The 9677-nt window shown below is 64.3% G+C and carries 19 protein-coding genes; all 19 read right to left on the bottom strand.

Annotated features, from left to right (window positions below; all coding sequences use genetic code 11):
- Nucleotides 1–52 precede the first annotated feature (52 nt).
- The 19 genes from rpsM to rplP all read right to left on the bottom strand — a co-directional run bounded on the left by rpsM (nucleotide 53) and on the right by rplP (nucleotide 9674).
- Complete coding sequence (gene rpsM / locus ACFVX6_RS11325; RefSeq protein WP_053682609.1) at nucleotides 53–433, bottom strand: 30S ribosomal protein S13; 381 nt, start codon at nucleotides 431–433, stop codon at nucleotides 53–55.
- A 201-nt stretch (nucleotides 434–634) separates the two neighbouring features.
- Nucleotides 635–748 (bottom strand): 50S ribosomal protein L36, encoded by a 114-nt coding sequence (gene rpmJ, locus ACFVX6_RS11320; RefSeq protein ID WP_003956441.1) that lies wholly within the window; start codon nucleotides 746–748, stop codon nucleotides 635–637.
- A 74-nt stretch (nucleotides 749–822) separates the two neighbouring features.
- A complete protein-coding gene (gene infA, locus ACFVX6_RS11315; RefSeq protein WP_003956442.1) occupies nucleotides 823–1044 on the bottom strand; it encodes a translation initiation factor IF-1 in 222 nt (73 codons plus the stop codon).
- 186 nt (nucleotides 1045–1230) lie between these two features.
- On the bottom strand, nucleotides 1231–2082 hold the full coding sequence (gene map / locus ACFVX6_RS11310) for a type I methionyl aminopeptidase (protein ID WP_266912804.1): 852 nt from the start codon (nucleotides 2080–2082) through the stop codon (nucleotides 1231–1233).
- A gap of 100 nt (nucleotides 2083–2182) precedes the next feature.
- Nucleotides 2183–2830 (bottom strand): adenylate kinase, encoded by a 648-nt coding sequence (locus ACFVX6_RS11305; RefSeq protein WP_389690119.1) that lies wholly within the window; start codon nucleotides 2828–2830, stop codon nucleotides 2183–2185.
- Nucleotides 2830–4146, bottom strand: a complete 1317-nt coding sequence (gene secY / locus ACFVX6_RS11300; RefSeq protein WP_389690117.1) for a preprotein translocase subunit SecY — start codon at nucleotides 4144–4146, stop codon at nucleotides 2830–2832. Before secY ends, ACFVX6_RS11305 begins: the two co-directional genes overlap by 1 nt.
- Before the next feature lie 186 nt (nucleotides 4147–4332).
- Nucleotides 4333–4788 carry a 50S ribosomal protein L15 gene (gene rplO, locus ACFVX6_RS11295; RefSeq protein ID WP_243333371.1) on the bottom strand — a complete coding sequence of 152 codons (456 nt, stop codon included), beginning with the start codon at nucleotides 4786–4788 and terminating at the stop codon, nucleotides 4333–4335.
- Between the two features lies 1 nt (nucleotide 4789).
- Nucleotides 4790–4972, bottom strand: coding sequence for a 50S ribosomal protein L30 (rpmD, locus tag ACFVX6_RS11290; protein ID WP_112447741.1), 183 nt, complete (start codon nucleotides 4970–4972; stop codon nucleotides 4790–4792).
- On the bottom strand, nucleotides 4972–5574 hold the full coding sequence (gene rpsE, locus ACFVX6_RS11285; RefSeq protein WP_008739695.1) for a 30S ribosomal protein S5: 603 nt from the start codon (nucleotides 5572–5574) through the stop codon (nucleotides 4972–4974). The genes rpmD and rpsE overlap by 1 nt, the downstream gene beginning before the upstream one ends.
- A gap of 46 nt (nucleotides 5575–5620) precedes the next feature.
- Nucleotides 5621–6004, bottom strand: a complete 384-nt coding sequence (gene rplR / locus ACFVX6_RS11280; RefSeq protein ID WP_030008471.1) for a 50S ribosomal protein L18 — start codon at nucleotides 6002–6004, stop codon at nucleotides 5621–5623.
- Between the two features lie 2 nt (nucleotides 6005–6006).
- The gene (gene rplF / locus ACFVX6_RS11275) at nucleotides 6007–6546 is read right to left on the bottom strand and encodes a 50S ribosomal protein L6 (protein ID WP_243333369.1); all 540 of its coding nucleotides are present in this window, start codon (nucleotides 6544–6546) and stop codon (nucleotides 6007–6009) included.
- Nucleotides 6547–6566: 20 nt separating this feature from the next.
- Nucleotides 6567–6965, bottom strand: a complete 399-nt coding sequence (rpsH, locus tag ACFVX6_RS11270; protein WP_008739698.1) for a 30S ribosomal protein S8 — start codon at nucleotides 6963–6965, stop codon at nucleotides 6567–6569.
- Between the two features lie 223 nt (nucleotides 6966–7188).
- Nucleotides 7189–7374 (bottom strand): type Z 30S ribosomal protein S14, encoded by a 186-nt coding sequence (locus ACFVX6_RS11265; RefSeq protein WP_003956452.1) that lies wholly within the window; start codon nucleotides 7372–7374, stop codon nucleotides 7189–7191.
- A 5-nt stretch (nucleotides 7375–7379) separates the two neighbouring features.
- Nucleotides 7380–7931: a 50S ribosomal protein L5 gene (gene rplE / locus ACFVX6_RS11260; protein WP_030388859.1), complete on the bottom strand. Its 552-nt coding sequence runs from the start codon at nucleotides 7929–7931 to the stop codon at nucleotides 7380–7382.
- Nucleotides 7931–8254, bottom strand: a complete 324-nt coding sequence (rplX, locus tag ACFVX6_RS11255; RefSeq protein WP_215023444.1) for a 50S ribosomal protein L24 — start codon at nucleotides 8252–8254, stop codon at nucleotides 7931–7933. Before rplX ends, rplE begins: the two co-directional genes overlap by 1 nt.
- Nucleotides 8255–8256: 2 nt before the next feature.
- Nucleotides 8257–8625 (bottom strand): 50S ribosomal protein L14, encoded by a 369-nt coding sequence (gene rplN / locus ACFVX6_RS11250; RefSeq protein ID WP_003956455.1) that lies wholly within the window; start codon nucleotides 8623–8625, stop codon nucleotides 8257–8259.
- 124 nt (nucleotides 8626–8749) lie between these two features.
- Nucleotides 8750–9031, bottom strand: a complete 282-nt coding sequence (gene rpsQ / locus ACFVX6_RS11245) for a 30S ribosomal protein S17 (protein WP_243333368.1) — start codon at nucleotides 9029–9031, stop codon at nucleotides 8750–8752.
- The gene (rpmC, locus tag ACFVX6_RS11240; protein ID WP_008739703.1) at nucleotides 9031–9255 is read right to left on the bottom strand and encodes a 50S ribosomal protein L29; all 225 of its coding nucleotides are present in this window, start codon (nucleotides 9253–9255) and stop codon (nucleotides 9031–9033) included. Before rpmC ends, rpsQ begins: the two co-directional genes overlap by 1 nt.
- On the bottom strand, nucleotides 9255–9674 hold the full coding sequence (gene rplP, locus ACFVX6_RS11235) for a 50S ribosomal protein L16 (RefSeq protein WP_030026326.1): 420 nt from the start codon (nucleotides 9672–9674) through the stop codon (nucleotides 9255–9257). The genes rpmC and rplP overlap by 1 nt, the downstream gene beginning before the upstream one ends.
- Nucleotides 9675–9677 lie beyond the last annotated feature (3 nt).

The following is a 9677-nucleotide window of genomic DNA, read 5'->3' as shown; positions in this document are numbered from 1 at the left end:
AAATCTCCTACGGGAGGTGGTCGGTCCTACAGCGCAAGACCGCTGAACAGGACTACTTCTTGCCCGGCTTCTTCTTACCGGCGATCGCGCGACGCGGACCCTTGCGGGTACGGGCGTTCGTGCTGGTGCGCTGACCGTGCACGGGCAGGCCACGACGGTGGCGAACACCCTGGTAGCACTGGATCTCGACCTTGCGACGGATGTCGGCCTGGATCTCGCGGCGGAGGTCACCCTCGGTGCGGAGGTTGGCGTCCACGTACTCGCGGATCTTGACGAGGTCCTCTTCGGCCAGGTCACGAACGCGGGTGTCGGGGTTCACACCGGTGGCCGCAAGGATTTCCTTGGACCGGGTGCGACCGACACCGAAGACGTAGGTAAGTGCGATCTCCACACGCTTTTCGCGCGGGATGTCAACACCGGAAACGCGTGCCATTCAATGGCTCCTGTGTGTTCGGGGGTCTTCCGCAGAACCGAACCCCGACCGCCGACCACTCCTGTGTGGGTGGTGGTACGCCCGGGTCCCCGGCCCCCGCCGGAGGTGCCGCCGGCCCTGGTCAGGGCTGGGCGGGTTCTGCGTATGTACGTTTTCTTACGTCGCGCGAAGAACTGCGTAGTGCAGGTCGGTCGGCGTGCGTCAGCCCTGGCGCTGCTTGTGGCGCAGGTTGTCGCAGATGACCATGACCCGACCGTGACGGCGGATCACCTTGCACTTGTCGCAGATCTTCTTGACGCTCGGCTTGACCTTCATGTTGGTGAGGTTCTCCGGGTCAGTGCCACCACCCGCGTCGGGACAGGACGTCCGGACGGGAGCGAAGACAAGATCTACTTGTATCGGTAGACGATCCGGCCACGCGTCAGGTCGTACGGAGAGAGCTCCACGACGACCCGGTCATCAGGGAGGATGCGGATGTAGTGCATGCGCATCTTGCCGCTGATGTGCGCGAGGACTTTGTGACCGTTCTGGAGTTCCACCTTGAACATCGCGTTCGGGAGGGACTCGATCACGGTGCCCTCGATTTCGATGGCACCTTGCTTCTTGGCCACGCTTCGCCTTTCGAATCGGCTACCTTGATCAGCTCCCCCGCCTTCGCATGAGGACATGCGGGTGCAAAGGAGCCGACGAGTCAGTCTACGTCAGGGCCCACTGAAAGACGAATCCGGAAAGTGTGCCCTACAGGATAGATCATCAATCCTGCCCATACCGGTCGGCCCAGCCGGGGCCGACCCGCCTCAGCCCAGTGGGTCCGGCGCGGTGGACACGCCGTACTCCGCCAGCTTCGCCTTGCCGCAGTCCGGGGAGGTCAGGACGATCGGTCCCTCCTCGGTCAGGGCGATGGAGTGCTCCCAGTGCGAGGACCAGGTGCCGTCCGTGGTGATGACCGTCCAGTCGTCCGCCAGGACCTCCGTCTGGGCGGTGCCCAGCGAGACCATCGGCTCGATCGCCAGGCACAGGCCGGGGACGAGCTTGATGCCCTTGCCCCGCTTGCGCGAGACGTAGTTCAGCAGGTGCGGGTCCATGTGCATCTCGGAACCGATGCCGTGGCCGCCGTAGTCCTCGATGATCCCGAACTTGCCGAGGCTGTGCTCACCCGTGGTCGGGCGCGGCTGCCGCTTGATGTAGGTCTCGATCGCCTTCGAGATGTCCACGAGGCGGTTGCCGAGCTTCATGGCGGCGATACCGGCCCACATGGACTCCTCGGTCACCCGGGAGAGCTCCACGAGCTCAGGGGCGTGCCCAGAGCCCACGAAAGCGGTGTACGCGGCGTCGCCGTGCCAGCCGTCGACGATCGCACCGGCGTCGATCGAGATGATGTCGCCGTCCTTGAGGACCGTCTTGTCGTCGGGGATGCCGTGGACCACGACCTCGTTGACCGAGGTGCAGATGGTCGCGGGGAACCCGCCGTAGCCGAGGAAGTTCGACTTGGCGCCGGCGTCCGCGATGACCTTGCGGGCCACCATGTCCAGATCCCGCGTCGTGGCGCCCGGCACGGCCGCCTCACGGGTCGCCGCGTGGATCGCAGCGACGACCAGCCCCGCCTCACGCATCTTCGCGATCTGCTCGGGGGTCTTGATCTGGACCATGACGTACCTGCCACCTTCAGAATCGGGTCTTTCAACAGTACGGCCGCGGCGTCCTGGGGACACCGCGGCCGGGGCTGCACTACAGGTGAACTGCTTCTGGCTACTTCTTCAGGGCGTCCAGCGCACGCTGCGTGACGTCCTTGACCTCACCCAGGGCCGGGATCGTCGACACGAGGCCCTGGGCCTTGTAGTAGTCGATGATCGGCTCGGTCTGGGTGTGGTAGACCTCCAGCCGGTTGCGCACGGCTTCCTCGGTCTGGTCCTCGCGCACGTACAGCTCGCCGCCGTCGACGTCGCAGACACCCTCGACCTTCGACGGGCGGTAGTCCACGTGGTAGATGTGCGAGCTGTCCTTGCGGCAGGTGCGACGGCCGGCGAGGCGCTTGACGACCTCGTCCTCCTCGACCTCCAGGTCGAGGACGGCGTCGAGGTTCATGGCCCCGGCCTTCAACATCACGTCGAGGGCTTCCGCCTGGGAGACGTTGCGCGGGAAACCGTCGAGCAGGAAACCGCCGGCGGCGTCCTCCTGCTCCATGCGGTCCTTGGCCATGCCGATGGTGATCTCGTCCGGGACGAGGTCACCCGCGTCCATGAACGCCTTCGCACGCCGGCCGAGCTCGGTGCCCTGGCTGATGTTGGCCCGGAACAGGTCGCCCGTGGAGATGTGCGGGATCGACAAGGTCTCGGCAAGGACAGTCGCCTGCGTTCCCTTGCCCGCACCCGGCGGGCCGACGAGGACGATTCGCATCAGCGGAGGAACCCTTCGTAATTACGCTGCTGGAGCTGGCTCTCGATCTGCTTCACGGTTTCCAGACCCACACCCACGATGATCAGGATGCTCGTCCCGCCGAACGGGAAGTTCTGGTTCGCTCCGAAGCCGGCCAACGCCATCGTCGGCACAAGAGCGATCAGACCCAGGTACAGCGACCCCGGCCAGGTGATCCGGTTGAGTACGTAGCTGAGGTACTCGGCGGTAGGCCGACCGGCGCGGATGCCCGGAATGAACCCACCATACTTCTTCATGTTGTCTGCAACTTCCTCGGGGTTGAACGAGATCGCCACGTAGAAGAACGCGAAGAAAACGATCAGGAGGAAGTAGGTGGCGATGTAGTACGGGTGATCGCCCTTGACGAAGTGCTTGCTGATCCAGTTGGCCCAGCCGGCGGTGGAACCGCTGAACTGGACGATCAACGCCGGGATGTACAGCAGCGACGAGGCGAAGATGACCGGGATGACACCGGCCTGGTTCACCTTGAGGGGGATGTACGTCGAGGTACCGCCGTACGCACGCCGGCCGATCATGCGCTTCGCGTACTGGACCGGGATCCGCCGCTGCGCCTGTTCGACGAAGACCACCAGGGCCACCATCGCGAGGCCGACCAGGATGACCACGCCGAACTCGACCCAGCCGTCCGCGATCTTGCCCTGCTCCTTGATGGCCCACAGGGAGCCGACGAAGCCGGCGGCGATCGAGATGAACATAAGGATCGACATGCCGTTGCCGATGCCCCGGTCGGTGATGAGCTCACCGAGCCACATGACGAGGCAGGTACCGGCAGTCATGGTGAGCACCATGACCACGGTCGTGAAGATCGACCGGTCGGGGACGATCTGGTCCTTGACCTGGCAGCCCTGGAAGAGGGCGCCGCTGCGGGCGGTGGCGACGAGGCCGGTGCCCTGCAGGATCGCGAGCGCGACCGTCAGATAGCGCGTGTACTGAGTGATCTTCGACGTGCCGGACTGACCCTCTTTTTTGAGGTTCTCCAGCTTCGGGATGACCACGGTCAGCAGCTGCAGGATGATGCTCGCCGTGATGTACGGCATGATGCCGAGCGCAAAGATCGTGATCTGCAACAGCGCGCCACCGCTGAACATGTTGACGAGACCGAAGAGGCTGTTGTTGCCCGCCCCCATCTGGTCCACGCAGATCTGAACGTTCTTGTAGCTCACACCGGGTACCGGCACGTGGGAACCGAGTCGGTACAGCGCGATGATGGCGAGCGTGAAAAGCAGCTTCTTGCGCAGGTCGGGCGTCTTGAACGCCCGGGCGAACGCGGTGAGCACGGTGCCTCCTGCGACCCCCGCGCTACTGCGTCAGAGGTGACGGTCTGAGGGATCGACGAATGTGTACAAGCAAAGGTGCAGGCCACCTTACCGGCGTCTGCACCTTCCGCGGAACGACCAACCGGGGATGCCCCATATGTGAGGCATCCCCGGTCGGGTTTCTAGCTATTTGTCACTGAGTTCGTCTTAGACGAGCTCGGTCACAGAGCCACCAGCGGCGGCAATCTTCTCCTTGGCGGAGCCGGAAACGGCGTCAACCGAAACCTGCAGCGCCACGGAGATCTCGCCCTGGCCCAGGACCTTGACGAGGCTGTTCTTGCGAACCGCGCCCTTGGCGACCAGGTCGGCCACCGTGACTTCTCCACCCTCGGGGTAGAGAGCGCCGAGCTTGTCCAGGTTCACGACCTGGAACTCGGTGCGGAACGGGTTCTTGAAGCCCTTGAGCTTCGGCAGACGCATGTGGAGGGGCATCTGCCCGCCCTCGAAGCGCTGCGGGATCTGGTAACGGGCCTTCTGGCCCTTCGTACCACGACCGGCCGTCTTACCCTTCGACGCCTCACCACGACCGACACGGGTCTTCGCGGTCTTGGCGCCGGGGGCGGGACGGAGGTTGTGGGCCTTCAGCGGGCTGCTCTCAGCCATGTTAGTCAACCTCCTCAACCGTCACGAGGTGGCGGACGGTGTGAACCATTCCGCGGAACTCGGGGCGGTCCTCCTTGACGACGACGTCGTTCAGGCGCTTGAGCCCGAGCGAACGCAGCGTGTCACGGTGGTTCTGCTTGCTGCCGATGTACGACTTGATCTGCGTGACCTTGAGGCGAGCCATTACGCACCCGCCCCAGCACGTGCACGGAGCAGAGCCGCGGGGGCGACGTCCTCGAGGGGCAGACCACGGCGAGCCGCGATCTCCTCGGGACGCTGCAGGCCCTTGAGGGCCGCCACGGTCGCGTGCACGATGTTGATCGCGTTGGAAGAACCAAGCGACTTCGACAGGATGTCGTGAACGCCGGCGCACTCCAGAACGGCGCGCACCGGGCCACCGGCGATAACACCGGTACCGGGGGCGGCCGGCTTCAGCAGCACGACGCCCGCGGCACGCTCACCCGTGATCGGGTGAGGAATGGTGCCCTGGATGCGCGGAACCTTGAAGAAGGACTTCTTGGCTTCCTCGACACCCTTGGCAATGGCCGCGGGAACTTCCTTGGCCTTGCCGTAACCGACACCTACAGTGCCGTCACCGTCGCCCACCACGACCAGCGCGGTGAAGCTGAAGCGGCGACCACCCTTGACAACCTTGGCGACGCGGTTGATCGCGACAACGCGCTCAACGTAAGCGGTCTTCTCGGCGGCAGGGCCACCGTCGCGACCCTTCCGGTCCCGCCGCTCGCCGCCACCGGCACCGCTTCCGCGGCGCTGGGGTCCAGCCATTGGATTACCTCTCTCTGTTACGTCCGTGAGTCCCGGAAAACGGGGCTTAGAACTTCAGCCCGGCTTCGCGGGCGGCGTCAGCCAGAGCGGCAATGCGCCCGGCGTATCGGTTGCCACCGCGGTCGAACACGACGGTCTCGACACCCGCAGCCTTGGCACGCTCGGCGACGAGTGCGCCGACGGCCTGGGCCTGCGAGCTCTTGTCGCCTTCGCCACCACGGATCGAAGCGTCCAGGGTCGACGCGGACGCCAGGGTGTGACCCTGGAGGTCGTCGATGACCTGAGCAACGATGTTGCGGTTGGAACGCGTCACGACGAGGCGCGGACGCTCCGCCGTACCCGAGACGTTCTTGCGGATGCGGATGTGGCGGCGGGCCTTGGCGGCACGCTTGTACGCGTCGCCCTTGGCGATCTTTACACCGTATGCCATGGCTACTTACCAGCCTTTCCGACCTTGCGGCGGATGACTTCGCCGGCGTACTTGACACCCTTGGCCTTGTACGGGTCGGGCTTCCGCAGCTTGCGGATGTTGGCGGCGACCTCGCCGACCTTCTGCTTGTCGATGCCCTCGACCGAGAACTTGGTGGGCGACTCGACCTTGAAGGAGATGCCCTCGGGCGCCTCGATCAGGATCGGGTGGCTGTAGCCAAGCTGGAACTCCAGGTTGGAGCCCTTCGCGGCGACGCGGTAACCGACACCGCTGATCTCAAGAGCCTTGACGTAACCCGTGGTCACGCCGGTGATCATGTTCGCCACCAGCGTGCGGGACAGGCCGTGCAGGGCCTTGTTCTGACGCTCGTCGTTGGGGCGGGTGACGTTGAGAACGCCGTCCTCACCCTTGACGATCTCGATCGGCGCCTTGACCGTGAGCGCGAGGGAACCCTTGGGGCCCTTCACAGCCACAGCCTGGCCGTCGATGGTGACGTCCACACCGGCGGGAACCTGGATGGGGAGCTTGCCGATTCGCGACATTGCTTTTCCTCCGTTCCCGACTACCAGACGTAGGCGAGGACTTCCCCACCTACGCCCTTCTTGCCTGCCTGCTGGCCGGTGAGCAGACCGTGGGACGTGGAGATGATCGCCACGCCCAGGCCGCCGAGCACCTTCGGCAGGTTGGTGGACTTTGCGTACACACGCAGACCGGGCTTCGAGATCCGCTTGATGCCCGCAATGGAGCGCTCGCGGTTCGGGCCGAACTTCAGCTCGAGGACGAGGTTCTTGCCGACCTCGGCGTCCTCGACCTTCCAGCCGGTGATGAAACCCTCCTGCTTGAGGATTTCTGCGATGTGCGACTTGATCTTGCTGTGCGGCATCACGACGGAGTCGTGGTACGCCGAGTTAGCGTTACGCAGACGCGTGAGCATGTCTGCGATCGGGTCAGTCATGGTCATGAAGTGGCCTTCGGCCTCTCTCGCCGGGGTTTCCTGTATGCGCCATCCCTCTCCCCACTCAGTGGCGGGACGGGTGCGGTGCGGGGACCTACGGCGTAGTAAGTCGTTATGGGCGGCGGACGCCCAACCACACAAGCCTAAGGCATGCGCGGCCGGGCATCCGCCGACCAGATGCTTACCGAGAGTGCCTGGAAGTTCCCAAGTCCTTGCGGACGAGAGGGAATTACCAGGAGCTCTTGGTCACGCCCGGCAGCTCGCCACGGTGAGCCATCTCACGAAGGCAGACGCGGCACAGGCCGAACTTGCGGTACACGGAGTGGGGGCGACCGCAGCGCTGGCAGCGGGTGTACGCACGCACACCGAACTTGGGCTTGCGGGCAGCCTTCGCGATGAGAGCCTTCTTCGCCATCTCGCTTACGCCTCCTTGAAGGGGAAGCCGAGGTGACGAAGGAGGGCGCGGCCCTCATCGTCGTTGGTCGCCGTGGTGACCACGGTGATGTCCATACCCCGGGTACGGTCGATCTTGTCCTGGTCGATCTCGTGGAACATGACCTGCTCCGTGAGACCGAAGGTGTAGTTGCCACGGCCGTCGAACTGCTTCGGCGACAGACCACGGAAGTCACGGATACGCGGCAGCGCGAGCGACAGCGTACGGTCCAGGAACTCCCACATGCGGTCACCACGGAGGGTGACGTGGCAGCCGATCGGCTGACCCTCGCGCAGCTTGAACTGCGCGATGGACTTGCGGGCCTTCGTGACGGCCGGCTTCTGACCGGTGATCGTCGTCAGGTCCTTGATGGCGCCGTCGATCAGCTTGGAGTCGCGGGCGGCGTCGCCCACACCCATGTTGACCACGATCTTCACGAGGCCGGGAATCTGCATGACGTTCTCGTAGGAGAACTCTTCACGCAGCTTGCCCGCGATGTCCTCGCGGTACTTCGTCTTGAGACGCGGAGTGGTAGCCATCAGATGTCCTCACCCGTCCGCTTGGCAACGCGGATCTTGTTGCCCTCGTCATCGAAGCGGAAACCGACGCGGGTAACGACCTTCTGGCCGTCCTTCTCCACAACCAGCTGAACGTTGCTGACGTGGATCGGCGCCTCGGTGATCACGATGCCACCGGTCTGCGAGCCACCAGCGGTCTGGCCGGCCTTGGTGTGCTTCTTGACCCGGTTGACACCCTCGACGAGGACACGGTTCTCAGTAGGGATGGCCAGAATGACCTTGCCCTGCTTGCCCTTGTCCTTACCGGTGATGACCTGAACCAGGTCGCCCTTCTTGATCTTCATGCTTACAGCACCTCCGGCGCGAGCGAGATGATCTTCATGAACTTCTTCTCGCGCAGCTCACGGCCCACCGGGCCGAAGATACGGGTGCCGCGAGGGTCGCCGTCGTTCTTCAGAATGACGGCGGCGTTCTCGTCGAAGCGGATGTACGAGCCGTCCTGGCGGCGGCGTTCCTTCACGGTGCGAACGATGACCGCCTTGACGACGTCACCCTTCTTCACGTTGCCACCGGGGATCGCGTCCTTGACGGTGGCAACGATGACGTCACCGATGCCCGCGTAGCGGCGACCGGAACCACCGAGAACACGGATGCAAAGGATCTCCTTGGCACCAGTGTTGTCGGCGACACGCAGTCGCGACTCCTGCTGGATCACGTCTATCTCCTGTTTGTCTGCCGGTTCCCGGCGGGGGCATCACTCCGAAGAGCTACCGCCCCCACCGAGCCTGGCGGAACGAACCTGAGGGGCCCCTGGGCTTGATGCCCAGGGCCTCAGATAATTACTTGGCCTTCTCGAGGATCTCGACGATGCGCCAGCGCTTGCTCGCCGACAGCGGACGCGTCTCCATGATGAGGACGCGGTCGCCGACGCCGGCAGCGTTCTGCTCGTCGTGCGCCTTGAGCTTGTTCGTACGGCGGATGACCTTGCCGTACAGAGCGTGCTTCACGCGGTCCTCGACAGCGACGACGACGGTCTTGTCCATCTTGTCGCTGACGACAAGACCCTCACGGGTCTTGCGGAAGCCGCGGTCAGTCGTCTCAGTCACGTTCTTCTCGCTCATCAGGCGCTCTCCACCGTCTCGATACCGAGCTCACGCTCGTGCATCAGGGTGTAGATGCGAGCGATGTCCTTACGGACGGACTTGAGCCGGCCGTTGTTCTCCAGCTGACCCGTGGCCGCCTGGAAGCGCAGCTTGAACAGCTCTTCCTTGGCCTCGCGCAGCTTGCCAACGAGCTCCTCGTTACCGAGCTCACGCAGCTCGGACGCCTTGGTTCCCGTCGCCATCACGACTCACCTGCCTCGCGCCGAACAATCCGGCACTTCATCGGAAGCTTGTGAGCAGCGCGGGTGAGCGCCTCACGAGCAATCTTCTCGTTCGGGTAGGACAGCTCGAACATGACCCGGCCCGGGTGCACGTTCGCGATCCACCACTCGGGAGAACCCTTACCGGAACCCATGCGGGTCTCGGCAGGCTTCTTCGTCAGGGGACGGTCCGGGTAAATGTTGATCCAGACCTTGCCGCCACGCTTGATGTGGCGGGTCATCGCGATACGAGCCGCCTCGATCTGGCGGTTCGTCACGTAGGCGGGGGTAAGCGCCTGGATGCCGTACTCGCCGAACGAGACCTCAGTACCGCCCTTGGCCATACCGCGGCGCTTCGGGTGGTGCTGCTTGCGGTGCTTGACCCTACGAGGGATCAGCATGTC

The organism is Streptomyces sp. NPDC058289, assembly GCF_042880975.1.
GTDB lineage: Bacteria > Actinomycetota > Actinomycetes > Streptomycetales > Streptomycetaceae > Streptomyces > Streptomyces stoeckheimensis.
Note: the sequence above shows the minus strand (reverse complement) of the source record. Positions and strands in the feature narration are given on the sequence as shown.

Coding starts and splice junctions, on each gene's coding strand:
- rplX (WP_215023444.1), bottom strand. CDS start 8,254: ATGAAGATCAAGAAGGGCGACCTGGTTCAGGTCATCACCGGTAAGGAC.
- ACFVX6_RS11305 (WP_389690119.1), bottom strand. CDS start 2,830: ATGCGAATCGTCCTCGTCGGCCCGCCGGGTGCGGGCAAGGGAACGCAG.
- rplF (WP_243333369.1), bottom strand. CDS start 6,546: ATGTCGCGAATCGGCAAGCTCCCCATCCAGGTTCCCGCCGGTGTGGAC.
- rplP (WP_030026326.1), bottom strand. CDS start 9,674: ATGCTGATCCCTCGTAGGGTCAAGCACCGCAAGCAGCACCACCCGAAG.
- rpmC (WP_008739703.1), bottom strand. CDS start 9,255: ATGGCGACGGGAACCAAGGCGTCCGAGCTGCGTGAGCTCGGTAACGAG.
- rpmJ (WP_003956441.1), bottom strand. CDS start 748: ATGAAGGTCAAGCCGAGCGTCAAGAAGATCTGCGACAAGTGCAAGGTG.
- rplE (WP_030388859.1), bottom strand. CDS start 7,931: ATGGCTACCACTCCGCGTCTCAAGACGAAGTACCGCGAGGACATCGCG.
- rpsE (WP_008739695.1), bottom strand. CDS start 5,574: ATGGCTGGACCCCAGCGCCGCGGAAGCGGTGCCGGTGGCGGCGAGCGG.
- rpmD (WP_112447741.1), bottom strand. CDS start 4,972: ATGGCTCGCCTCAAGGTCACGCAGATCAAGTCGTACATCGGCAGCAAG.
- rpsM (WP_053682609.1), bottom strand. CDS start 433: ATGGCACGCGTTTCCGGTGTTGACATCCCGCGCGAAAAGCGTGTGGAG.
- rpsQ (WP_243333368.1), bottom strand. CDS start 9,031: ATGAGCGAGAAGAACGTGACTGAGACGACTGACCGCGGCTTCCGCAAG.
- rplO (WP_243333371.1), bottom strand. CDS start 4,788: ATGGCTGAGAGCAGCCCGCTGAAGGCCCACAACCTCCGTCCCGCCCCC.
- rplR (WP_030008471.1), bottom strand. CDS start 6,004: ATGGCATACGGTGTAAAGATCGCCAAGGGCGACGCGTACAAGCGTGCC.
- ACFVX6_RS11265 (WP_003956452.1), bottom strand. CDS start 7,374: ATGGCGAAGAAGGCTCTCATCGCGAAGGCTGCCCGCAAGCCCAAGTTC.
- map (WP_266912804.1), bottom strand. CDS start 2,082: ATGGTCCAGATCAAGACCCCCGAGCAGATCGCGAAGATGCGTGAGGCG.
- rpsH (WP_008739698.1), bottom strand. CDS start 6,965: ATGACCATGACTGACCCGATCGCAGACATGCTCACGCGTCTGCGTAAC.